Origin of the sequence: Anaerosphaera multitolerans (assembly GCF_004006535.1) — a bacterium.
Classification (GTDB): domain Bacteria; phylum Bacillota; class Clostridia; order Tissierellales; family Peptoniphilaceae; genus Anaerosphaera; species Anaerosphaera multitolerans.
Genome location: NZ_RLIH01000007.1, coordinates 46,766 through 71,797 on the forward strand (window position 1 = coordinate 46,766; position 25,032 = coordinate 71,797).

General features: G+C 33.5%; 23 protein-coding genes and 1 other annotated feature. Of the genes, 16 read left to right on the forward strand and 7 right to left on the reverse strand.

What is annotated here, in order from left to right; translation table 11 throughout:
* The first annotated feature begins 1 nt into the window (after position 1).
* Positions 2–1,609, forward strand: coding sequence for an amidohydrolase (locus EF514_RS06150; protein WP_127724555.1), 1,608 nt, complete (start codon positions 2–4; stop codon positions 1,607–1,609).
* Positions 1,610–1,705: 96 nt separating this feature from the next.
* Here EF514_RS06150 and EF514_RS06155 read toward each other — a convergent pair whose 3' ends face one another.
* Complete coding sequence (locus EF514_RS06155) at positions 1,706–3,508, reverse strand: sigma-54 interaction domain-containing protein (RefSeq protein ID WP_127724556.1); 1,803 nt, start codon at positions 3,506–3,508, stop codon at positions 1,706–1,708.
* 314 nt (positions 3,509–3,822) lie between these two features.
* On the opposite strand from EF514_RS06155, the gene EF514_RS06160 reads away from it, so the two are divergent.
* From EF514_RS06160 to EF514_RS06170, 3 genes are read left to right on the forward strand one after another with little or no spacing between them, the layout of a single operon-like run.
* Positions 3,823–5,238 carry a YfcC family protein gene (locus EF514_RS06160; protein WP_127724557.1) on the forward strand — a complete coding sequence of 472 codons (1,416 nt, stop codon included), beginning with the start codon at positions 3,823–3,825 and terminating at the stop codon, positions 5,236–5,238.
* 12 nt (positions 5,239–5,250) lie between these two features.
* Positions 5,251–6,417 (forward strand): M20 metallopeptidase family protein, encoded by a 1,167-nt coding sequence (locus EF514_RS06165; protein WP_127724558.1) that lies wholly within the window; start codon positions 5,251–5,253, stop codon positions 6,415–6,417.
* A 22-nt stretch (positions 6,418–6,439) separates the two neighbouring features.
* Positions 6,440–7,696: an L-cysteine desulfidase family protein gene (locus EF514_RS06170; RefSeq protein ID WP_127724559.1), complete on the forward strand. Its 1,257-nt coding sequence runs from the start codon at positions 6,440–6,442 to the stop codon at positions 7,694–7,696.
* A gap of 16 nt (positions 7,697–7,712) precedes the next feature.
* Here the strand turns inward: EF514_RS06170 and EF514_RS06175 are convergent, their stop codons facing one another.
* A complete protein-coding gene (locus EF514_RS06175; RefSeq protein WP_164845558.1) occupies positions 7,713–8,606 on the reverse strand; it encodes a DMT family transporter in 894 nt (297 codons plus the stop codon).
* 97 nt (positions 8,607–8,703) lie between these two features.
* Here EF514_RS06175 and EF514_RS06180 point away from each other — a divergent pair, with 97 nt between their 5' ends.
* Complete coding sequence (locus EF514_RS06180; protein ID WP_127724561.1) at positions 8,704–9,249, forward strand: DUF3783 domain-containing protein; 546 nt, start codon at positions 8,704–8,706, stop codon at positions 9,247–9,249.
* Between the two features lies 1 nt (position 9,250).
* A complete protein-coding gene (locus tag EF514_RS06185; protein ID WP_127724562.1) occupies positions 9,251–10,540 on the forward strand; it encodes a M18 family aminopeptidase in 1,290 nt (429 codons plus the stop codon).
* 110 nt (positions 10,541–10,650) lie between these two features.
* Here the strand turns inward: EF514_RS06185 and ymfI are convergent, their stop codons facing one another.
* Entirely contained in the window at positions 10,651–11,382 is a 732-nt protein-coding gene (ymfI, locus tag EF514_RS06190; RefSeq protein ID WP_127724563.1) for an elongation factor P 5-aminopentanone reductase, read from the reverse strand.
* A gap of 129 nt (positions 11,383–11,511) precedes the next feature.
* Here ymfI and EF514_RS06195 point away from each other — a divergent pair, with 129 nt between their 5' ends.
* From EF514_RS06195 to EF514_RS06225, 7 genes are all read left to right on the forward strand, one after another.
* Positions 11,512–12,114: a nitroreductase family protein gene (locus tag EF514_RS06195; RefSeq protein ID WP_127724564.1), complete on the forward strand. Its 603-nt coding sequence runs from the start codon at positions 11,512–11,514 to the stop codon at positions 12,112–12,114.
* Positions 12,115–12,162: 48 nt separating this feature from the next.
* Positions 12,163–12,401: a binding site (T-box leader), on the forward strand.
* Between the two features lie 53 nt (positions 12,402–12,454).
* Positions 12,455–13,318 carry a transporter substrate-binding domain-containing protein gene (locus EF514_RS06200; RefSeq protein WP_127724565.1) on the forward strand — a complete coding sequence of 288 codons (864 nt, stop codon included), beginning with the start codon at positions 12,455–12,457 and terminating at the stop codon, positions 13,316–13,318.
* A gap of 10 nt (positions 13,319–13,328) precedes the next feature.
* The gene (locus EF514_RS06205) at positions 13,329–14,051 is read left to right on the forward strand and encodes an amino acid ABC transporter permease (protein WP_127724566.1); all 723 of its coding nucleotides are present in this window, start codon (positions 13,329–13,331) and stop codon (positions 14,049–14,051) included.
* Between the two features lie 8 nt (positions 14,052–14,059).
* Positions 14,060–14,791, forward strand: a complete 732-nt coding sequence (locus EF514_RS06210; RefSeq protein ID WP_127724567.1) for an amino acid ABC transporter ATP-binding protein — start codon at positions 14,060–14,062, stop codon at positions 14,789–14,791.
* Between the two features lie 290 nt (positions 14,792–15,081).
* Entirely contained in the window at positions 15,082–15,987 is a 906-nt protein-coding gene (locus EF514_RS06215) for a transporter substrate-binding domain-containing protein (protein WP_127724568.1), read from the forward strand.
* A gap of 42 nt (positions 15,988–16,029) precedes the next feature.
* Positions 16,030–16,707 carry an amino acid ABC transporter permease gene (locus EF514_RS06220; protein WP_127724569.1) on the forward strand — a complete coding sequence of 226 codons (678 nt, stop codon included), beginning with the start codon at positions 16,030–16,032 and terminating at the stop codon, positions 16,705–16,707.
* On the forward strand, positions 16,700–17,422 hold the full coding sequence (locus tag EF514_RS06225; protein ID WP_127724570.1) for an amino acid ABC transporter ATP-binding protein: 723 nt from the start codon (positions 16,700–16,702) through the stop codon (positions 17,420–17,422). Before EF514_RS06220 ends, EF514_RS06225 begins: the two co-directional genes overlap by 8 nt.
* Positions 17,423–17,469: 47 nt before the next feature.
* Here the strand turns inward: EF514_RS06225 and EF514_RS06230 are convergent, their stop codons facing one another.
* The 4 genes from EF514_RS06230 to EF514_RS06245 are packed head-to-tail and all read right to left on the reverse strand — an operon-like array spanning position 17,470 to position 20,863.
* Positions 17,470–18,123, reverse strand: a complete 654-nt coding sequence (locus EF514_RS06230; RefSeq protein WP_127724571.1) for an ABC transporter permease — start codon at positions 18,121–18,123, stop codon at positions 17,470–17,472.
* Positions 18,120–19,040 carry an osmoprotectant ABC transporter substrate-binding protein gene (locus EF514_RS06235; protein WP_127724572.1) on the reverse strand — a complete coding sequence of 307 codons (921 nt, stop codon included), beginning with the start codon at positions 19,038–19,040 and terminating at the stop codon, positions 18,120–18,122. The genes EF514_RS06230 and EF514_RS06235 overlap by 4 nt, the downstream gene beginning before the upstream one ends.
* Positions 19,030–19,674, reverse strand: coding sequence for an ABC transporter permease (locus tag EF514_RS06240; protein ID WP_127724573.1), 645 nt, complete (start codon positions 19,672–19,674; stop codon positions 19,030–19,032). The genes EF514_RS06235 and EF514_RS06240 overlap by 11 nt, the downstream gene beginning before the upstream one ends.
* On the reverse strand, positions 19,667–20,863 hold the full coding sequence (locus EF514_RS06245; RefSeq protein ID WP_127724574.1) for an ABC transporter ATP-binding protein: 1,197 nt from the start codon (positions 20,861–20,863) through the stop codon (positions 19,667–19,669). The genes EF514_RS06240 and EF514_RS06245 overlap by 8 nt, the downstream gene beginning before the upstream one ends.
* 357 nt (positions 20,864–21,220) lie before the next feature.
* On the opposite strand from EF514_RS06245, the gene EF514_RS06250 reads away from it, so the two are divergent.
* From EF514_RS06250 to EF514_RS06260, 3 genes are read left to right on the forward strand one after another with little or no spacing between them, the layout of a single operon-like run.
* On the forward strand, positions 21,221–23,464 hold the full coding sequence (locus tag EF514_RS06250) for a hydratase (RefSeq protein WP_127724575.1): 2,244 nt from the start codon (positions 21,221–21,223) through the stop codon (positions 23,462–23,464).
* Positions 23,465–23,484: 20 nt separating this feature from the next.
* A complete protein-coding gene (locus EF514_RS06255; protein ID WP_127724576.1) occupies positions 23,485–24,501 on the forward strand; it encodes a tripartite tricarboxylate transporter substrate binding protein in 1,017 nt (338 codons plus the stop codon).
* A gap of 34 nt (positions 24,502–24,535) precedes the next feature.
* Complete coding sequence (locus tag EF514_RS06260) at positions 24,536–25,027, forward strand: tripartite tricarboxylate transporter TctB family protein (RefSeq protein ID WP_164845559.1); 492 nt, start codon at positions 24,536–24,538, stop codon at positions 25,025–25,027.
* The last annotated feature ends 5 nt before the right edge of the window (positions 25,028–25,032 follow it).

Here is a 25,032-nt window from a genome sequence, read left to right on the forward strand (position 1 = left end):
CATGAAAAAGTTATTTTATGGCGGCAAATTTTACTTGGAAAGAGAAAAATTTGCAGATGCAGTACTAGTTGAAGAAGATAAGATTATAGAAGTTGGAAGCTATAAAGATTTAGAAAAATTGGATTTTGATGAAAAAATTGACTTAACCGGTAAAACCATACTTCCGGGTTTAAACGATTCTCACTGTCACATTTCCTGTGTTGGAGCTGCTTATGTGCAAGTTGACCTTTCTTCTTGTACTTCAATAGATGAAATAGTGGAAGTTACTAAGAAATTTATTAGAGAAAATCCAAAGCTTGTGGAAAAAGGTATAAGAACTATGGGTTGGAATCAGGATTTATTTACAAGCGGGGAAAAAAGAATTTTAAATAAAAAAGATGTGGATAGAATCTCCACAGAAATTCCAATCGTTCTTGAAAGAGTATGCGGCCATATTTGTGCTGTAAATTCAAAGGTTTTGGAAATGAAAAATATCACCATTTATACGGAAGTACCTAGAGGTGGTACTATTGAATTTGATGAGAATAATGAACCTACAGGAGTGTTTACTGAAAATGCAGTTCAATGGATTGAACAAGTAATTCCTGAATATACTAAAGATGAAAAAATAGACTTTATGGTAAAAGCTTTAAAATATGCACAAAGTGTAGGACTTACCAGCGTTCAATCAAATGATGTGTCAGCTCCCAATACCTATGGAGATTTTGAATCCATTAGAAGTATCTATGAGGACAATCTTGTAGATATTAGATATAGACATCAATTTTGTGCTTATTCCGGAGAAGAAATGGATTATATTTTAAATGGAGAGATGAAAAAAGACATATACAAGGGGACCAAACTGAAATTCGGACCTATAAAAATGTTTAAAGATGGAAGTCTCGGTGCCAGTACTGCAATGATGAGAGACGGATATGTCAATGACAGAAATAATCATGGAGTATCGGCATTGGAATACGATCTTCAGGAAGAGCTTGTAGCTGAGGCCAGCAAAAGAGGGTTTCAAGTTGTAACTCACGTAATAGGAGACGGTGCCATTGAAGAGACTATAGATGCCTATGAGAAAAGTTTTGAAGATGGCGAAAATAAATTAAGACACTCTTTAGTACACTGTCAGATAACTGATATGCCCCTTTTGGAGAGAATAGCAAAGTTAGATGTGGGAGTTCTTTATCAACCAATATTTTTAGACTATGATATGCATGTAGTTGAAGATAGAGTGGGAAGAGAGCTTTCAAGCACATCTTATGCTTTTAATACACTTGATAAACTGGGAGCTCATATTGGATATGGGACAGATGCTCCTGTTGAAGACTTAAATCCTTTTCCGAACATCTATGCAGCAGTAACCAGATGTGATAAAAACGGATTTCCGGAGGGCGGATTTTTCCCTGAAGAAAAGGTTGATATCTACACTGCCATTGATGCCTATACTATCGGTTCAAGTTATTTAGAATTTGAGGAAGATGTTAAAGGTAGGATTAAGAAGGGATATTTAGCGGATTTTACAGTTATAGATGAGGATATATTTGAAATTGATCCTATAAAGATAAAGGACATTAAAGCTTCTATGACTATAATCGGCGGAAAAATAGTGTATGAAAAATAAATAAAAGTTGTTGTAAAATGTAATTTAGAGATATAAGAAGCACTATTTTGTTGGAATTTATTATTAAATCAACTCGTGGTGCTTCTTATATTTGAATTAAAAGATGTCATATTTATAAAGTTTTCGGTATAGTGTAGAGAGATTTATCTCTAAAATATCTGCTATTTTTTGTTTATTCTTTGTTGAATTGCCAAATCTATTAATGTATTTTTCTAATAGTTGTTTTTCAAAGTTTTCGATACATTTTTTTAATGAAGTATTGTCGTCTAAAAAACTCATGAAATTTTCCTTTGAGTTTCGTTCTGTAGTTTCAATTAAACTATTGGAATGAAAATGATAGGGTAGTAAATTGTCGGTTATTTCATCTTCGTTTGAAATATTTACTAGATACTCAACTATATTTTCTAATTCGCGAACATTTCCTTTCCAGTAAAATTTTTTAAAAATTTCAATTATTTTATCTGAAAAAGTCTTTTCATTTTTATTTAATCTTTCGCAATATTCACGAAGTTTGTAATTAGCAATTATTGGAATATCATCTTTTCGATCTCTTAAAGATGGTACATTAATCGGGATGACATTTAATCGATAGTACAAATCATCTCTAAATTCGTTGTTTTCTATCATATTTTCTAAGTTCCTATTAGTAGCTGTGATAAGTCTGAAATTGACTTTAATAGTTTTGTTTCCGCCAAGTCGAGTAAATGAACCGTCCTGTAATACTCTAAGAAGCTTGGGTTGTAAATGAATAGGTAAATCGCCAATTTCATCTAGGAAAAGAGTTCCTTTGTTGGCAAGTTCAAATCTGCCTATTTTTCCAGTATTGCTTGCTCCGCTAAAAGCTCCTTTTTCATATCCGAATAGTTCACTTTCTAATAAACTGTCGGGAATAGAAGAGCAATTAATAGCAACAAAAGGATTGTTTTTTCTTAAAGAATTATTATGTATAGCTCTAGCAAATAATTCTTTACCTGTACCGCTTTCTCCTCTAATCATAATGGAAGAGTCACTTTTTGCTACTTGTTTTGCAAGAGTAATAGTGTTTTTCATTGCAGTACTTTGCCCTAATATATGGTTGAAATCAATATTATTTTTACTTTCTAAAATATTATAGGCATCTATGATTGCATTTGAATATTTGGAAATTTCAAAAAGATAGCTTTTTGTATTATTGTTAATTTGATTTTCAACTGCTTTTATAATGAATTCGTCATAAGACTTATTAAAAGTATTATCTATTCGAGCAACTTGTTGAGAATATAGTTTTTCCAGATTTATATTACTAAATACTTTTGTAATATTTATATTATTTAACTCTGAATCTTTACAATTAAGCAACTGTAAGGCTTTTTTATTGTAGTTTTTTATATTATTTTTATCATCTGTTATTATTATTCCGGATTCAAGTGAATTAATTAGGTTGTTAATTTCCTTGTTTTTAAGTAGTAAATCTTCTATCATTTCTTCATATTGTAAATTACCGGCAAGTAAAAATGATAACTTTCCTAAGAAAGTATTAATTGAGTGTAAATTGTTGAAAATATAGTCGTGTTGTTCTTGTGTAAAGGCTATAAGGCCAATAACGCCTATAGGTTCATCGTTAAAATCAATTATTGGATATCCTATAGTTGCTATTTCTTCACAAGAATTTAGAGAACTACAATTTTTACACCTACTACTTATTTCTTTTTGGACTATACGTTCTGGTTTCTTACTTTTTAATATAAATTCATATGAGCAACCTTCTGAAAGTTGTTCTCCTATAAAAGATTTGTATCTTCCTGTTGCTGCGATTCGGATTAAATCTTGGTTAATTATAGTTACATCGGTAGATAAGATAGCTTTTATAGCTTCTGCTACTTCTTGTGTAGAACTTTGAATATTTTTTAAATTATACATAATATCACCTGTAGTTATAATATAGTATTTTTAGCAATTATGCAAAATATAGTTCTTAAATTTGCAAAATTGAGAACTCTGTTTTAAAGATAGTGTGTATCTGCGTTAAATTTTATTGGTACAATTTTTGCATTTAATATAATTGAAAATTTGTAGGAGGTGAGTATGCCGAATAATACTATATTAAAGATTTAAATTAGAAGTTTATATTTTTATTTCATTTTATGTTAGTTTATTTTATTTTATTTTATTGATGAAGTAAAACATTGAATTAGCATTTAAACTTTATGGAATTTAAAAATGAGGAGGTCAAAATGTTAGGTCAAAAGAAAGATAACAGTAAGAAAAAAAATACAACTATTAATGCGTTTGTAATAGTTTTTGGAGTTATTGTTGCTTGTTACATATTATCGCTTTTTGTAAGCCCTGGCTCTTTTGAAAGGGAAATAATTAATGACAGAACAGTAGTTATACCTAATTCTTTTCATAAAACTGAAAAAGTATACTTGGGACCACAAGCAATATTTCAAGCTATACCAAATGGCCTTGAATCTTCAGCAGGAATGATGTTTTTAGTGATGCTCGTCGCAGGGTGTATTGAGGTTTATAAAAGAACAAAGACATTAGATAAGGGAGTAGCTAAAATTTTATCAAAAGCAGAGAAGATAGGTTCAGAAAAAATCTTAGTTATTATAATGATAATATTTGCATGTTTTGGTGGTTTTTTAGGATGGAATGAACAAATCGTACCATTTATACCAATAATAATATCTTTGTGTATTGCTTTAGGATATGATTTAATGACGGGAGTTGCTTGCTCAGCAATGATTGATATGTTAAGTTTTTCCATATCTCCTACAAGTGTCTACACGGTAGGTATTTCTCATGAAATAGCAGAGCTACCCATGTTCTCGGGTTTTCTATTTAGATTTATAGTCTTGGTTATTTTTGATATTATAATTATTTGGTATGTTTTAAGGTATGCTAGAAAAGTAAAAAAAGACAATACATTATCTATTACTAAAGATATAGATGCTTCAGAATTTATAGTGGACTATGATGAAATAATGTCCGATCCTCTTTCAAGAAGACAGGGATTATCTCTTTTTGTCTTTCTGATTACTTTTATAGCTGCAATAATAGGAGTTTCTAGATTTGGTTGGTCAATGAATAATTTATCGGCATGTTTTCTATTTACGGGAGTTGTAGCTGGTATTATTAATAATCTAGATGCAAATGAAATAGTGGACTGTATAGTAGATGGTGCTAAAGATGGGTTAAGACCAGCCCTTGTTATTGGTCTTGCAAGAGGTATTCAGTGGATATTAACTGAATCGGGAATAATAGATCCGATAATTAATGCGATTTCTCAACCTTTAATGAATTTACCGGGTTCTATTACAGCTATTGCAGTAATGTTTGTTATAGCATTATTTAATGGTCTAATTACTTCTGGTTCGGCGAAGGCAATGGCTTTAATGCCAATACTTATACCATTAGCAGACTTAATCGGTATGACAAGACAAACTATGATTTTAGCGTTTCAATTTGGAGATGGAATAACAAACTCATTGTGGTTTACAAGTGGAACTTTACTGATATTTTTGACTATTGCAAAAATACCGCTGAAGAAATGGTGGAAGTTTGTTACGCCGCTAATTTTAATTCTGACATTGGTTAGTATTATAGCTTTAATTGTAGCAACTAGAATTAATTACGGTCCGTTTTAGGAGGAGAAAAAGTTGATTAAAGAATTAGTAAAAGATATAGAAAATGAATTAATAGACTTGAGAAGATATTTTCATGAAAATCCAGAAAAATCGTGGGAAGAATTTAATACTCAAAAAGTAATAATGGGATATTTAGATAATCTTGGTATTCCATATATAAAATCAACAAAGACAGGGGTAATAGCTACAATAAAATCAGCGAAAGAAAGTGATAAAGTAATTGGAATACGAGCTGACATTGATGCTTTGCCGATGACTGAACTTAGTAGTTGTACTTATAGGTCAAAAAATGAAGGAGTTATGCATGCATGTGGGCATGATGCACATATAACGATTTTATTAGGAGTAGCTAAAGTATTATCAAGAATTAAAAATGAATTGGAAGTAAATGTAAGATTGATTTTCCAACCTGCAGAAGAGTTTATTGAGGATAGTGGCGCTGCTTATATGAAAGATGAGAAACTAGTTTTAGAGTGTGATAGAATAATTGCTTTGCATATTTGGAGCCAAATGGAAATAGGGTATGCTTCATTAAGAAAAGGACCTATTATGGCTGCTGCTGATACTTTTGATATTTTTATTAATGGGAAAGGTGGACATGGTGCTTTACCGCATCAGGCAATTGATCCAATTATTGCAGGCTCAGAACTTTTGTCTTCTATACAGAGGATAGTTAGCAGGGAAGTTAATCCTCAAGACACATCTGTTATTAGCGTTACATCTTTTCATTCAGGAACAACTTCAAATGTTATACCTGATTCTGCTCATTTAATGGGTACAACAAGAACTTTTAATAATCAACTAAGGGACGATTATCCTAAGATATTAGAAAGAGTTATAGAAGGTGTAGGGGATGCTACTAGAACGGAAATGAAATTAGAGTACCATCTGGGAACTCCTGCTTTAATTAATGATGAAGATTGTGTAGAAACAGGTTTAAAAGCAGCTGAAAAAGTTTTTGGAAAAGACAAACTTATTGAATATGAAAAGCAGATGGGTGGAGAAGATTTTGCAAAATATAAAAATCCTAAGTGCTTATTATTTTTAGGCGGTGGTTTTAAGAAAATAGATAAGCGATTTCCACAACATAATCCTTATTTTGACATTGATGAAACTGCTCTGGGTTTAGGAGTGGAATATTTTGTACAGTATGTTATGGAATATGGAACAGAAGTTTAGTCGGTTATTAAAGGGGAAGGTTATGAATTATATTGAATATATGAAGCAGGAACTTATACCTGCCTTTGGTTGTACAGAGCCTATTGCCTTAGCTTACGTTGCAGCAAAGGCTAGGGAGGTTATGGGAAAAATGCCTGATAAAATAGTTGCAAAGGTTTCAGGCAATATTATAAAAAACGCTAACAGTGTAGTTGTTCCTGGGACAGATGGCAGAAGAGGTTTAGAAATATCAATAGTGACAGGTGCTTTTTTGGGAGATGCTTCAAAAGAATTAGAAGTACTTTCAAATATTGATAAGAGCAAATTAAATGATATTGATAGATTAATTGAAGCTGGTATTGTTGATATTGAACTTATACCTGGCGTGGAAAATCTTTATATTGAAATTGAGTTGTATAGTGAGGAGGAGAATTCAAAAGTTATAGTAGAGAAAGATCATACTAACATTATCCTTATTGAAAAAAATAATGAAGTGGTTTTTAAGAAAGACTCTGAAAATCAAGTTCAATCTAAAGTTGATTTTTCATTTAAGAAGATATACGATTTTGCTAAAAGTTGTAATTATGATGAAATAACACCTATTTTAGATATGGAGATAGAATATAATCAAAGCATTGCAGAAAAAGGATTGGAGGAAAACTGGGGTTCTAATATCGGATCTTTAATATACTCAGATGCTACAAGTTTCAATGAAAAGTTAGTTGCTTATGCAGCAGCGGGCTCAGACGCAAGAATGGACGGATGTGAGAAACCTGTAGTTATAAACTCTGGAAGTGGAAATCAAGGGATTACTGTTTCAGTTCCTATAATTTTCTATGCTAAAGAGTACAAGGTTGAAAAAGATAAGTTTTATAGGGCTTTGATGTTTTCCAATTTAATAAGCTTATATTTAAAGCAAAACATTGGAAAACTATCCGCTTATTGTGGTGTAGTATCAGCGGCGGCAGCTTCAGTTATAGGAATAGGTTTTATGGAAGACAGACCTGTTAATGTACTTGAAGAAACATTGTCAAATGCTCTAGTAGTAAATTCCGGTTTGCTTTGTGATGGAGCCAAACCGTCTTGTGCTATGAAAATAGCCTCAAGTCTTCGAAACGCTTTTTTGGCTTATGAGCAGGCTTTAAGCGGAAATAGCTTTAAATCCGGAGATGGAATAGTAAAATCCACTGTAGATGAGACTATAAAAACTGTGGGTAATATTGCCAAATTTGGTATGAGGGAAACGGATATAGTGATTTTAAATGAAATAATTGAGGGCAATAAAAGAGAGACTTCTTAACTAAGGGAAGTCTCTTTTATTTAAAACTTAAAATTGAAACCGCAAAGAGGATTGAGGCCATACCAAGTATGTCCATAAATGCAAAGTGAGAACCAAGTAATATTATGGAAAAAATCAAGGCTGATATTGCCTCAACACCGGTAATTAATGAGCCTTTAACAGGACCTATAATGCTTACTCCGGTTAAAAATAAGGAGAAAGAAAGAACTGTACCAAAGAGAACCATTCCGGCTAAGGCAAGGACTGTCATAAAGTCAAAAACTACATTTTGATTCCAAGGCTTGTTTATAAAGGTTATTATTACTCCTCCTATTATCATTGCCAATCCTGTAACTACAGAGGTGGGATACTTTTTAAGCAGTTCAATGGGGGTAAGTGTGTACATAACAACTCCAAAGGCTGCAAGTAATCCCCAAAACAAACCGTCAGGACTTATTACGAGGGTATTTAATTTTAAATGAGTTGCCAGTATTACAGTTCCTAAAACAGCAAAGAAGACGGATATTAGTTCAATTGGTCTTGGAAATCTTCTTTCCTTGGCACATACTCCAATCATAATAAAAACAGTGCTTAAAAATTGAAGTACTGTTGCAGTGGGAGCATTAGTTCGACCAATTGCTTGAAGATAGGCATACTGACAACATAAAATTCCGAATATTCCAAAGAGAATTAACCTATAGACATCTGATTTGTTTTTAAATATGTCAAAGGTTTTTTCTCTATATTGAAAGAGAGATGTAATAAATAAAATAATTCCGGAAAATACAATCCTAACGTTTACTATGTACTGAGGATCAAGCCCTTTGCTATCTAACAGGTATTGACCGCAGGTTCCTGAAAATCCCCAAGAAATAGCGCCTAGCATTGCATAGATAAATCCCTTAATCATTTTACTTTCCTGTTTGTGCATAAAATCCCCCCAAGTCATTTATTATATTCATTATATCTATTATAATTACAAAGGTAAAGGAAAAGGGATTGGGTATATAATTTAGGGAGATGATATTTTGGAGAAAAAATTATTAATATACGGCTTTGAAAAAGATGGTGAGAAATATAAGTTATTAAAAGAAATTGCAAAGACCTACAATATAGAAAGCGTTGATGTTGAAGTAGAAGACATTGGTCAAAAAGTTGGAACATTAATGGAACTTCCAAACTATAAAAGAGAAGTAGCTAAGGTAGATGAGACTCCTGATATGGAATTTATTTTATTTTCAGACTTTGAAAGAGAAGTTTTAATGGATTATTTAAAAGATTTAAAACTTAGGGGACTGTCAGTTCCTTATAAGTCCGTTATAACTGAAACTACTAAAGATTGGCCCTTTAATTATCTATTAGACCACATTAAAGAAGAACACTTGATAATGAACAGGTATACTGAACTTGGTAAACTTGTAAAAAGAGCACAAGAGATGTTAAAAGAAAAACCGGATGAGGAAATTCAAAGTGCCATAGATTTTGCTATGACCATTAATAAATTTAATGATATAGATATAGAAATTATAGAAGAACGTTATTTAAAGTTAGTGAAAGCTTTAGGGGAGGAGTAAAATGGATAAGATTACATTGGCAGAAAATCTAATAGAATTCATAGACGAAAGTCCCTGTTCCTACTATGCAGTGGACAATATGAGAACTTTTTTATTGGAAAAAGGTTTTAAAGAATTAAAAGTCAGTGATACTTGGAATTTAAAAAAAGGCGAATCCTATTTTATTTTAAACAATGGAAGTGCCTTAATTGCCTTTACTATTGGAAGCGAAGATTTGGAAAGTGAAGGTTTTAAAATCATTGGATCTCACAGTGATTCGCCGGGATTTAGAATTAAGAGCAATCCGGAAATAAAAAAACTTAACAATGTAACTTTAAATACTGAAGTATACGGTGGAGTAATACTTTCTACGTGGTTTGACAGACCTCTTTCCGTTGCGGGAAGAATAGTAATAAAGTCAGATGATATATTAAATCCTAAAGTTAAACTGTTAAACATAGATAGGGATATAATGATAATTCCAAGTCTGGCAATTCATATGAATCGTGACGTTAATAAGGGTTTTGAGTTTAATCCTCAAAAGCATACCCTGCCTCTTTTAACTTTAAGTGAAGAAAAGTTAAGTGAAGATTTCTTTTTAGGAGTTTTGGCTGAGGAAGCGGGAGTGAAGCAAGAAGATATTTTAGATTATGATATGTACCTATATGACAGACAAAAGGGTAAGATAATAGGTCTTGAAAATGAATTTATATCTGTGGGAAGATTGGATAATTTGGCAATGGCTTATGGAAGTATGGTTGCTTTAACTTCAACAAAACCCTCAAAGGGTGTAAATGTTTTGGTATGTACAGATAATGAAGAAGTTGGAAGCAGGTCAAGACAGGGAGCCGACAGTCCGATGATGTCCAATACTCTTGAAAGAATTGCCATAGGCTTAAATAAAAACAGAGAGGAATTTTTACGGGCAATTGAAAACAGTTATATAGTTTCAGCAGATATGGCTCATGCTGTACATCCTAATTTTGAAGATATGGCTGACCCTACAAATAAACCTAAAATGGGCAAGGGTCCTGTTATTAAGTATGCAGCCAATAAGGCCTATACATCAGATGCAATTTCAGGAGCTATATTTAAACAGCTTTGTAAAAGTGCAAAAGTTCCTTACCAAACTTTCTTTAACAGATCTGATAAGGCAGGAGGTTCCACAATTGGGCCTATTACTGCAAGTCAGCTGAATATAAGGTCGGTGGATATAGGAAATCCAATGCTTTCAATGCACTCGGTAAGGGAATTGGCTTCAGTTGATGACAATTTATATCTATACAAAGTATTTGAAGAGCTGTATAAATAAAAAGTTTAAACATTAAAAAGGAGGTAACTGGAATATCAGTTGCCTCCTTTACATAGTTATGTTGTTTTTATTATTAAATTATATTTAATTACATATGGATTTTAAAAAATTTAAACACACATCCCGCCTGTAAGACCTATTATCTGACCTGTCATATAGGAGTTTTTCTCCGAGATTATATAGGCTGCCAGTTCTGCAATTTCTCTTGGATCAGCTAGACGTAACATGGGAATCTCATTACATATAAGTTGCAGGTCTTCATTGGAATAGCACCTCATCATATCTGTATTTACTACTCCGGGGGCTATGGCATTGACCCTTATATTTGAAGGTGCAAGTTCCACTGCCAAAGACTTTGTAAGAGAATCTACGGCGCCTTTGGTGGCGGAGTAAGCCACTTCGCAAGATGCTCCGTTAGAGCCCCAAATAGAGGAGATATTTAGTATTACTCCGTCATGTTTTTTTAACATATAGGGGAGGGCACAGTGGATGGTATTGTAGATACCAAAGACATTTATATTAAATATTTCCTGAAATTCAGAGGGAGGAAGATCTTGGAAAAGAGATATTTTGGAAATACCTGCATTGTTAATTAAAATATCCACTCCATTAAACTTCTCTTCAACTGTTTTAAACAATTTTTTCACTTCTTCCAACTTGGATATGTCTGCTTTAACGGCAAGGGCGTCAACGTTTAATTTTCTAATCTCATTTTGTAATGCTAAGGCTTCCTCTTCGCTATTATTGTAATTTATTATTATTCTATAATTAAGTTCTGCTAATTTTTTGGCAATGGCCCTTCCTATTCCTCGGGAGGCCCCTGTAATTAGTACTGTTTTCATATTATCACCGAAGATATTATATATTAATTAAAAATTAAAAGAAAGTGAAATTGAAATTGAATGTTAATAATAGAAATCAATAGGGTAAAACTAAGAACAGATACATCACTTAAAAATGGAGGAAAAAATATGGAACTTAAGACAGTAGAATTATTAAAAAACAGAAGAAGTTTTTATGTATTAGATAAAAATATAAAAGTAAGTGAAGAGGAAATAAAAGAGGCTATAAGAGAAATTGTAAAGTATTCTCCAAGTCCTTTTAACGTTCAGTCGGAAAAAGTAGTGGTTTTATTTGGAGAAGATCATGACTATCTTTGGGGAACTATTGTTATGGAAACTCTTAGAAAAATAGTAGGTGGCGAAGAAAAATTTAAAGAGACAGAGGCTAAAATTAATGGTTTTAAAAATGGTTATGGAACTATTTTAATCTTTGAAGACAAGGATATTTTAGAAGAGGCGAAGAAAGGGTTGGGCAGTTATGCTCCAAATTTAGATACATGGTCTGAACATGCTAACGGAATAGTTACAATAGGCCTTTGGATTGGGCTTAGAGAACTTGGGCTGGGAGCAAATTTACAACACTACAATCCAATTATAGATGAGGAAGTAAAAGATAAGTGGGACATTCCGAAAAATTGGATATTAAAGTCTCAGATGGTCTTTGGTAATATTTTAGAGCACCCTGAAGAAAAATCTAAGATAGACATTAACAGTAGAGTAGTATTTAAGTAGAGCTATATAAAAAACACTTGAAAAACACTGTAATAATAGATATAATTAACAGAAGCAGTGAAGAGATGAGTAGGTTTAAAAAGAATTTAATAGAGAGTGCTGTTGGTGGAAGGGCATAAATTACTTTAAACTGAAGAAAGACTTGGAGCACCTTAGAGGATGGTTTTGATTTTAAGGCGTGAGTGACCTACGTTACAGGGCAGAAGTATGGTAGTACTTTATGAGGTATGCGTTGTGAGATGCGTATAAATGTGGGTGGTAACACGGATATAACTTTCGTCCCAAAGCTAGTTCTTTGGTGCGGAAGTTTTTTTATTTTATTAAATCAAGGAGGAAGAAAATGAGAAGGTTTAAGAAAGCGGGAATGTTATTGCTGGCAATTTCAATGTCATTATCATTAGTTGCATGTTCAAGTTCCAACAAGGCAAATACTGTCGAAGAATCTGATTCAGGTACAGGTTCTGCTCAAGTACTTAAAGTTGGAATGGAGTGTGGATATGCTCCTTATAACTGGACTCAACAAGATGATTCTAACGGTGCTGTAAAGATAGAAGGCTCAAATGAGTATGCCGGTGGATATGATGTGGAAATAGCGAAAAAAGTTGCTGATGGTCTTGGAAGAGAATTGGTTATTGTAAAGACACAATGGGATGGACTTCCACCAGCTGTTCAATCTGATAAGATTGACGTAATTATGGCGGGAATGAGTCCGACAGCTGATAGAGCGGAGCAAATTGATTTTACTGCTCCCTACTGGGTAAGTGATTATGTAATGATAGTTCAAAAGGGTTCAGAATATGAAAATGCAACTTCCCTAGAAGATTTTGCAGGAGCTAAAATTACAGGTCAATTAAGTACAGTACACTATGATATCCTGGATCAAATTAAAGGCGTGGATAAACAAGAGGCAATGGAAGATTTTCCTCAAATGAGAGTGGCGCTTCAAAGTGGAGTAATTGACGGCTATATTGCTGAAATGCCTGAGGCTATGTCTATTGCAATGGCAATGCCTGAATTGACAGCGGTTTATTTTGAAGAAGGTAAGGGTTTTGAAGTTAAGGACAATGAAAATACAATAGCTGCAGGACTTAAAAAGGGCTCCGATTTAAAAGAGCAAATAGATGAAGTTTTAAATAAACTTACTGAAGAAGATAGACAAGCTATAATGGAAGAGGCCGTAAAGAACCAACCAGCAGCTAATTAAGAGGAGTATTATGGAAGCGATTATTCAAATATTTCAACAATATTCTCAAATGTTTATAAATGGCACTATAGTTACTTTAAAAATTTCCATACTTGGTACTCTAGTAGGGTTATTAATAGGTTTAGTAGTTGGCGGAATAAAGACCATTCCCAAACAAAAGGGATTTAAGGGGATTATTCAAAAACTTGTTAATTTATTAATGAATATATATATATTGGTATTTAGAGGAACTCCAATGATAGTTCAAGCTATGTTATTTTACTATGGTATAGCTAAATTTTACGGTATTCAAATAGATAGACTACTAGCGGCTTATATAATAGTGTCAATAAATACGGGAGCCTATATGTCTGAAGTGGTAAGAGGCGGTATTATTGCCATAGACAAGGGGCAGTTTGAGGCAGCTTATGCCAGTGGTATGAGCCACGTCCAAACTATGCTTTACGTTATAGCTCCTCAAACTATGAGAAATATACTTCCTGCTACGGGTAATGAATTTGTAATTAATATAAAGGACACTTCTGTTTTAAATGTAATTTCAGTTTCCGAGTTGTTCTTTGCAGCGAAAACCATAGCGGGTCAAAATTTCGATATGTTTGGAACTTTTACAGTTGTGGCTATAATATATTTATTTTTAACAACTGTAATAACCTATATTTTACGGTTTATAGAAAAGAAATTTGAAGGACCTGAAAGTTACGAACTTCAAATGGGCAATCAGATGCAGATATGAGGTAGAGTATGAGAGAAATTTTAAAAGTTGAAAATTTAAAAAAGAACTTTGGAAATAATGAAGTGCTAAAGGGAATTAACTTCACTGTAAATAAGGGAGATGTCGTATCTATAATAGGATCTTCGGGTTCAGGTAAGAGTACACTATTAAGGTGTATTAATCAACTGGAAGAGCCTAGCTCAGGTTCTATTTACTTTGAAGATAAGAACCTGATGGACGATAATTCGGACATTAGAAAGGCCAGAGCTAAAATGGCAATGGTTTTTCAATCCTTTAATCTCTATAGTAATTTAAATGTCCTTAAAAATTGTACCATAGGTCCTATAAAGGTTCTTGGAGTGGATAGAAAAGAAGCTGAGAAGAAAGCAGTTGAAAATCTTACTAAGGTAGGAATGGCGGAGTATGTAAATGCAAAACCCTCCCAGCTTTCAGGTGGACAAAAACAAAGAGTGGCAATTGCAAGGGCACTTTGCATGGAGCCTACATTGATGCTTTTTGATGAGCCTACTTCAGCCCTTGATCCGGAAATGGTGGAGGAGGTTTTAAATACTATTATTGGACTGGCTAAGTCAGGATATACAATGGTAGTAGTAACTCATGAGATGCAATTTGCAAAAGATGTTTCTTCAAAGGTTATTTTTGTTGATAAGGGGCTTATTGCAGAAGAAGGTACACCTAAGGAAATATTTGAAAATCCTAAAGAAGATAGAACTAGAGAATTTTTAAGAAAAATATATTAATTAAATCTTTAATAAAAGTAGGCGTAAGTCTATTTTTATTAAAGATAATATTTAGAGATATTATTTTAAAAGTCTTAAATCAAAGTATAAATTGGAAAAATACGTTGAAAAAAATTGTAAAATCCAGTATAATAAGAAAAATTACATAAAAAAGGAGGCCTTAATCTTGAATATTGTAAATGGTATGGTCAAGAGCTTTTGGAAGCTTAGTAATTATAAATATCTGTCTTCCAAACCCATGAGAGGTTATTTTTTATAAGGGACTATAAAAAATAATTAGGAGGATAAAAATGAAAAAGAAATTATATTTATTAGCAAGTATTTTATTAGTAATTGGAATATTAACAGCATGCGGAAGTAATAAGGGAAGCGGCAATAATAATGCAAGTGGTAACAATAGTGGTAATGAAGCCAAAGAAGCTAAACAGACTTTTGATGTTCAAAAGGTGGAAGTAACTCCTACAGAACTTACAGGTGAAAACATAGATAGAATTAAGGAAAAGGGAGAAATTGTACTTGGTACATCAGCTGAATATCCACCTTATGAGTGGCATATAATAGATGGTGCGGAAGATGAAATCGTGGGTGTGGACCTTGAAATAGCTAAGGTAGTAGCTGAAAAACTAGGTGTGGAATTAAAAGTAAGCGATATGCAATTTGACGGACTGCTTGCGGCGCTTCAGACAGGAGATATTGACTTTGTTATAGCGGGTATGGTTATTACCGAAACTAGAAAACAGGCGGCTGATTTTTCAGAACCTTACTTTGAACAAGGTCAGGACATAGTTATTAAAAAGGTAGATGAGGATAAGTTTAAGACTATTGATGACTTAGCCGGAAAGAAAATTGGAGTTCAATTGGGAACTACTCAACAGGAATATGCGGAAGCTAACTTTGACGCTGAGATTGTGGCTATTCCAAATAACAACAATATGATTATGGAACTTAAAAATGGTTCCCTAGATGCTGTTTTTATGACTAATTACCCTGCAGAGCAATTTAGAAGTAGAAGTCCTGAAGATTTAATGGTAGTTGACTTTGATATTCCTAATGAAGACGGTTCAGGAATTGCAGTTAAAAAAGGAAATTCCGATTTACTGGCAGTTATGAATGAAGCAGTGGAGGAAATTAAAGCTGCAAATGCCATTGAAAGTTGGTTTGATACGTTTATGAAGTTATCTGAAGAAACAGAGTAAAAAAGTTCCCTGATTCAGGGAATTTTTTGTAGGAGGTATTACATGGGATTTATTGAAAGCCAGATAGCTTTTATAAAACAATATGGAATTGCATATCTACTAGGTGTGAGAACAACTCTGATGTTGTCCTTAATAGGCGTTGTATTTGGATTTTTACTTGGAATAATTATTTGTCTAATGAGAATGAGTAAGAATAAAGTTTTTTCTTTTTTCGGTTCGGCCTATGTAGAAATTATTAGAGGTACACCAATGATGGTTCAACTATTATTGATTTACTTCGGACTTAGAAGTAAAATTCCGCCAAGTTTGGAATTGTTAAAGAATCAAATCCTACTTTGTTCCGTTGCAATTTGTATAAATGCTGCAGCTTATATTGCAGAGTTAATTAGAGGCGGTATAGAATCTGTGGACAAAGGTCAGTTTGAAGCTGGAAGATGTCTAGGACTTAGTGAAAAACAAACTATGAAGGCAATAATATTTCCACAGGCCCTTAAAAATATACTTCCGTCATTGGGCAATGAATTTATAGCACTTATAAAGGAAACGGCAATAGTTTTAAATGTGGGAGTGGCGGATTTAACCTATATGGGAAATGTAATTAAAGGAACTACCTTTGAGGTATTTAGACCCTTAATGTACGCTGCCATCCTTTACTTTATAATGACTTTCAGCCTTTCAAAATTAATGAATAAATTTGAAAGGAGACTTGCAAATGATTAAAGTTACAAATTTGGAAAAGAGTTTTGGAGATTTAAAGGTTCTTAAGGGGATTAATCAGGAGATAGATGACGGAGAGGTTCTAGTTGTTATAGGTCCCAGCGGTTCCGGGAAATCTACATTTTTAAGATGTTTGAATTTACTTGAAGTTCCTACGGGAGGAAATATTTACTTTGACGGAATTGACATTACCGATAAAAATACTAATATAGATAAAATCAGAGAAAAAATGGGCATGGTATTTCAGTCATTTAATCTTTTTCCCCATAAGAGTATTATAGAAAATATAACCTTAGCTCCAATGATGGTAAGGGGACTTAGTAAGGAAGAGGCTGAAGAAAAAGCTATGGAGCTTTTAAAAAGAGTAGGCCTTGAAGAGAAGAGAGATACTTACCCCAAAAAATTATCAGGTGGCCAGCAGCAGAGAATTGCCATAGTTAGAGCTCTTGCAATGGAGCCTAAAGTAATGCTATTTGATGAACCTACATCTGCCCTTGACCCTGAAATGGTGGGAGAGGTTTTAGATGTAATAAAGTCTTTGGCAAAAGATGGTATGACAATGGTAATAGTAACTCATGAAATGGGTTTTGCCAAGGAAGTGGCGGACAGAGTTATATTTATGGATGATGGACTAATAGTTGAAGAAAACACTCCTTTGGAATTGTTTAACAATCCTCAGGAAGATAGGACAAAGAACTTTTTAAGTAAGATATTATAATTTTATAAGATAAATAAAACCCCCTTCTTTACAGTTGGGGGCTATTTTTATTCTTTAATTTTATAACCTGTATTAGGCATTAATTTCTTTTCTAAATATCCAAGTAGAAGATCTGACATTATTGCCATTAGTGCCGTTGGTAAAGCTCCTGCCAATATTATGGCATATCCGTGAGCTACGTTTACGCCTCTTGAAATAATATCTCCAAGACCTCCTGCTCCAATAAAAGTACCTATTGCAGTAACTCCTATGGCAACTACCAGTGCATTTCTAATTCCTCCCATAATTACTGAAAGACATAGAGGAAGTTCAACTTTAACAATGCTTTGCATCCTAGTCATTCCCATTCCTTGAGCTGCATCAATAATGTCGGGGCTTATGGAATTTATACCTGTAGTAGTGTTTTTTAAAATCGGTAGCAAGCTATATAAAAACACAGCCATAATTACGGTATTTGAGCCTATACCCATGGCAAGCATTAATATTGCCAGCAGTGCAAGGGAAGGAATAGTCTGAAGTACATTGGCAAATCCTATTATAGTATTGGAAAGCTTGTACCTTTTAGATATAAAAAACCCGAGGGGTATTCCTACAATAGCTGCAATTAAAACTCCATAAATGGATATTAAAAAATGTCTTACAAACTGCTCCATAACATAGGAACTGTTTATGGAATAATAGGTGATCATATCCTTAATCATAAATTCACCTCATTTTCAAAATAATTCTTTTCCTCTAGGAACTCCTTGGCGATTATTTTAGGCTCAACTAAATCTTCATCGCCTTCCCTGTTCATTTTTTGCATATCTTCTGAAGAAATCTTATTAGATAGCACTTTAAATATCTTATCTAACTCAGGATGATTTTCTATTAATGTCTTTGATGCAACGGGAGAGCAGTCGTATGCAGGAAAAAGCATTTTATCATCTTCCAACAGAACCAAATCGTAAGAATTAATTCTGCCGTCAGTGGAGTATCCTAAAACTACATCCATCTCTCCATTGTTAATGGCAGAGTATACAAGGCCTATTTCCATAGGATAGATTTTATTAAAGGAAAAGTTATAAATTTTTTTAAAATCTTCATATCCATCTCCCTTTCTATCCATCCAGGAAATATCGACTCCAACTTTAATAGAGTCCTTTAAAGCTTCAAGATCGGAAACAGTTTTAATGTTATTTTCCTCTGCAAACTTTCTGGAAACCATAAAGGCGTAGGTATTTTCAAAACCATAGGAATCGTACCATATTCTATTATATCTGCTTAAATATTCTTCCTTACAGATTTCAAGGGCCTCTTTAGGATCCTTTACAGGCTCCAAGGCAAGTTCACCCGTAAGGGAAGTTCCCGTATACATACCGCTACTTACATTGACTTCGTTTTTTAACATTGCAGTATGAATAAGAGTTGTGGAACCTAAATTGTTTATTAAACTGACATTTAAATCAGTATGATGTTCTGTCATCTGCTTTAAAATTTCAGCAAGTACTTGTCTTTCAGTAGTATTCCCTGATGCGATTACCACATCTTTCTTGACATCTCCGCCAAGTCCGGGGAAAGTACAACTTGTAAGTAATACTGCACAAAGTATAATTAAAATCGCTTTTTTAAGCTTCAACTACATCGCCTCCTGACTTTTTATAAGGAGACATTCGGGCTTCTAATTTTCCAAGGAAAAAGTCGCAGAGAAGCGCCATTAAAGTTACAGGTATAGTACCCCAAATAATCATTGGAGGTATATAGTTTTGCAGACCTGTAAATATAAAATCTCCCAATCCGCCTGCTCCAATATAAGAAGCTAAAGTAGTCCAAGCTATTACATAGACTGCAGACAGTCTAATCCCACTCATAATAACAGGCATGGCCATTGGAATTTTCACCTCAAACAGTACCTGTCTTTCAGTCATACCCATTCCCTTAGCAGCATCAACAGTATTTGCATCTACTCCAACAATTCCAAGATAGGTATTCCTTAAAATTGGAAGCAGGGAGTAAATAAACAATGCAATTACAGCAGGCAGTTTTCCAACTCCAATAATGGTCATAATTGACAAAAGTGCAAAGGAGGGGATTGTTTGCAGTACGGAAGCTATAGTCATTACTACCTTTGAAGCAATTTTAGATTTAGAAATTGCAATTCCAATAGGGACGGCAACTACTACGCCTAAAACTAAAGCTATAGCTGCAATAAAAAGGTGTTCGCCTGATTTGCTTATTATTTTCATATAGTTTTCCAATAAGAAATTAAGCATTAGAATCACCTTCTGCCTCATTTAACAATTCCACTACATCGGAAAAATCATCGTGAATATCTTCTGAATCATCATCTTCACTCCAGATATTAGTATATATAATGTCTACAATAGAAGCTCTTGTTACAATTCCAACTAATTTATTTTCATCATTAACCACAGGCAAGTTTTTAACTTTTAAAACATAAAACTGATGAATGGCCTCAATGATTTTAGTATCATTTGGAATTGATACTGCTTCTGTCATAATATCTCTCATTTGCGGATTTCTTCTTCCGACTTTTCCAAGGTCAAATATACCTACAACTCCTTTTAAATAGCTGTCCTTGTCAGTTATAAAAAGAGTATCTACACGCTTTTCTCTCATAAGATTAATTGCCTCATAGGCAGTCTTATCCTCTTCAATAGAGACAGGATTTTTAATCATTATGGTTTCAACGGTATTATAGGAAGTTTTAGCTTCATTTAATTTTTCTTCTCCCAGTAAGTTCTTCACATAATCATTTGCCGGATACTTTAAAATATTTTCAGGAGTATCATATTGGATTACATGACCTTTGTCCATTATTACAATTTTATCTCCTAGAGTAAGTGCTTCGTTAATATCATGAGTTACAAAGACTATAGTCTTTCCCAACTCATATTGAAGTTTTTTTACCAGCTTTTGCAGTGAGTCTCTAGTTATTGGGTCCAGCGCTCCAAAGGGCTCGTCCATTAAAATAATGTCCTGATCTGCCGCAAGAGCTCTTAGCACTCCGATTCTCTGCTGTTGTCCACCCGATAGTTCTGAAGGATATTTTTCCAAATAATCCACGGGTAAATCCACTTTCTCTATAAGGCCTTCAGCTAAAGGTCTTAGTTTTTCTTCATCCCATTTTAAAAGTCTGGGAACCATTACAATATTGTCGTAAATGGTCATATGAGGCATAAGTCCGATTTGCTGGATTACATAGCCTATTTTCCTTCTTAAGTCCACCGGATTTAATGACATAATATTATTTCCATCAATAATTAATTCGCCACTTGTGGGCTCATTCATTCTGTTAATCATTCTCATACATGTGGTCTTTCCCGAACCGGAGGTACCTATGAAACAAACAAATTCACCCTTTTCAATTTTAATACTCACATCTTCACAGGCAATTTGGTTTCCGGGATAGACCTTTGAAACATTTTTAAATTCAATCATAGTTATTTCCTTTCTTAAAATTCAAGTGCAATAACTTTAAGTGTTAAATATACACGTTTAAGTATACCAAAAAATAGGAACCATTTCAAAAAGACTAAGTTTAAAGTCCTGATTTAACATAGTAGCTTGGGAAAGACAGAGGAAAAACATTGGAACACATCAAAAAAACACTTCAGTTCTCAAAAATGAGGTATATTAATAATAGAAAGTAAATTATATGTAAATTATTGTAAACGATATGTAAAATGAATTTTAACTTTTTCAACTATACTTTTTAATCAATTCAATTAACACTGCGAATTATTGTAGAAATTTCTAAAGATTTAAGCTATTAAAATTTAATAATAGGAGGTAAGTATGAAAGTTTTTGACCATGGAGTTTGTTGGGAGAATGGAGACCTCAAAAAAACTTCAGATACTGACACAATAAAATCTGGCCGGAAGAAAACGATGTCCTACAAAATTTTAAATAATCACAATAAATCTAAAGATGAAACTCATTTAAAACTTAAATTTGATTATTTAACTTCCCATGACATTACATATGTAAATATTATACAGACTGCTCGAGCAAGTGGTTTAAAAAGATTTTCAATTCCCTATGTATTGACTAATTGTCATAACAGTTTAAATGCTACAGGAGGGACGATAAATGAAGATGATCACGTATTTGCTCTTTCAGCAGCAAAAAAATACGGAGGAATTTGTGTTCCGGCTCACCAAGCTGTTATTCACCAGTATATGAGAGAGGAAATGGCCGGCGGTGGAAAAATGATTTTAGGTTCTGATAGCCACACAAGATATGGGGCTTTGGGGACTATGGCTATTGGTGAAGGTGGAGGAGAATTAGTAAAACAGCTTTTAGGTTATACCTATGACATAGATTATCCTGAGGTTGTAGCCGTTGTTTTAAGAGGAAAACCAAAGGATTTTGTTGGACCGATGGATGTTGCTCTAACTATTATCAAAGAGGTATTTGAAAATAAATTTGTTAAAAATTCCATAATGGAGTTTATAGGAGATGGAATAGATAATTTATCTGTGGAGTTTCGTAATGGCATAGACGTTATGTCCACTGAAACTACATGTTTAAGTACGATTTGGCAAACAGACGATAAAGTTAAAAAATATTTGGAAGACCACGGAAGAAAAGATGATTACCTCTATATGGAACCGGAAGAAAAAGCCTATTATGATAGAGCTTTGGAAATAAACTTAGATGAAATTAAACCTATGATTGCTGTTCCTTTTCATCCAAGTAACGTATATTCCATTGAAGAATTTAAAGAAAATACTGAAGACATAATTCAACTTATTGAAAAAAATGCAAAAGAAATTTATTCCTCTTCAAATCTTGAAATAAATTTAAAAAAATCTATAAATGAAAGAGGGCAGCTTGAAGTGGATCAGGCTGTAGTTGCAGGATGTGCAGGTGGAAGTTTTGAAAACATTGCTGCAGTAAGAGATATTTTAAATGGAAAGTTTGTAGGTTCAAAAGGATTGACGATGAGTGTTTATCCTGCAAGTCAGCCTATTTATTTAGACCTTGTAAATAAGGGAATAGTTTCTGATTTAATGAAATCAGGAGTAACTATGAGAAGCGCCTTTTGCGGACCGTGTTTCGGTGCAGGAGACGTTCCTCAAAATGGAGGTTTTTCCATAAGACATACGACTAGGAATTTTCCTAACAGAGAAGGTTCCAAACCTTCAGAAGGGCAATTATCCTACGTTGCCTTAATGGATTCAAAAAGTATTGCAGCAACAGTTGTAAATGAAGGTGTTCTATCTTCAGCGGAATCTCTGGACTTCTCTTTTGAGGAAAGGGAGCATATTTATGATAATTCTTCCTATAAAGCAAGAGTTTTCAACGGATTTGGAAAAGAGGACCCTAGTAGTGAACTAATCTTAGGTCCAAATATTAAAGATTGGCCTGAATTTCAGCCGCTTAAAAGAGATCTGTTGGTAAAAATAGCTTCTTTTATTACCGATGATGTTACGACCACCGATGAATTAATTCCATCGGGAGAAACATCTTCATATAGATCTAATCCTTTTAAATTAGCAGAATTTACATTATCAAGAAAAGATCCCGGTTATGTTGAAAGGGCAAAAAAAATAGCTGAAACATTAAATAATAAAGAAAGTCAGGATTTTATAGAATTATTAGAAAAATTAGACTTTTTTGAAAAAAATGTAAGTATAAAATATGATATTGATTTTAAAAGCCTAACTTATGGAAGTGGAATTTATGCCAATAGACCGGGGGATGGTTCAGCTAGAGAACAGGCAGCTAGTAGTCAAAGAGTATTGGGGGGTGTTGCTAACTTTGCGTTAGATTATGCAACTAAAAGGTATCGTTCTAATTTAATTAATTGGGGAATTATTCCTTTTATAGTAAAGGAGATACCAGAAATGAATATAGGTGATTATGTATATGTGCCTGACATTTTAAAAGCTATAAAGAACAACAAGAAATCCATAGAAGCCTATATTATTTCCAATAAAGTAAAAAGAATTATTTTGGGAGTTGGAAATTTAACAGAGGTTGAAAAGGAAATTTTAAAAAAGGGTTCATTAATAAATTATTATAATGATAATTAACAAAATGAGGAGGAGTAAACATGAAAAAGAAAATGAAGAAAAGAATTAGTTTAATCAGTACATTAGTGTTAGTTGGTGCGTTGTTAGTAGGATGTGGAAATTCAGGTGGAAATAAGGGTAATAATGCCGCTACAAATACGGCTGATGCAGATACTGGTGCGTGGGAATTTGAAAGAAGAATTGAAATAATTTGTCCGTGGGGCGCTGGAGGAGGAGCTGATACTACATTAAGAACATTTGCTTCTGAATTAGAGAAGGAATTAAATGTACCTGTAGTTATTAACAATAAGGAAGGTGCAGGAGGAGTTACGGGTGTGGATTTTGCTATTAAACAGCCTGCAGACGGATATACCTGGTTACTAAGCACACAATCTCCAATGTTGGCGGAGATAACAGGAGTTACTGATGTACCTGTATATGAAAAGACCATTCCTGTATCACGTTTAGTTCACGATGTTAATATAATTATTGCAGGAAAAAATTCACCTTATCAAAACTTAGAAGAACTTTTAGCATATGTTGAGGAAAATCCTGGAGCTATTAAAGCCGGATGTATGTCAATTACCGGTCTTGATGGAGCTATAGTAAAACTTGTATTTGGAGATAAGGTAGAACCTGTTGCATATTCAGAAGGAGCACAAATGAACGCTGACGTAATGGGTGGTCACCTTCCAATAGCTGTAGTAGGACCTGCGGAAGTTATGGGATTGATTCAATCGGAAGATATTAAGGTATTGGCAGTATGTGCTGAAGAAAGACTTACAACTGAAGAGTTAAAAGATGTTCAATGTACGGGAGAATTGGGTATTGATGCCTTCTATGGCCCGGCAAGAGGAATTTTTGCAGTGGAAGGAACACCACAAGAAGTTATAGATGCCTTCGATGCTGCAGCTAAAAAAGCAGTTGCTACTGAAGAGTTTAAATCATGGGCTGCTTCACAGGGATTGGATCAAAGACCTGGATATTTAAACCACGAAGATTATAAAACTTGGTGGGCAGAAGAGTATGAAGGACTTAAAGAGGCTTTAGGTTCATAGTCTCTTAAAAAGGAGTGAATTAATACTTATGGAAATGATTTTTAACATTATATTATTTCTGTTTTTCGGTTACTGTTTAATTGACGTTGGTAGATTAGATAATCTACCGGGTTCAGATGTGATTGGGGCCGCCCTATGGCCTCAAATCATATTAGTACTCTTACTATTTTCATTAGCCGTAAACATGATTAATGTAGCAAAGAAAAATAAAAAAGAACATGGTGTTTACTTAAATTTTGAAATGTCTATGGTAACTTCTTTCTTTAAAAGTAGAATTTTTATAGGAATTATTATTATAGCAGTAATGTCTGTACTATTAGACTTCCTAGGATTTGTTCCTACTACTTTACTACTTCTGTTCTCCTATGGAGTACTATTAGGCGAGAAGAAATATTTGAAATTATTTGTAATTTCTTTAATAGCAACATTTTTACTGTTTTTCATATTTTCAAAAGGACTTTCCATTATTTTACCTAGGGGAATAGGACCGTTTAGAGAATTTGCTATTTTATTAGAAATGATTTAAGGAGG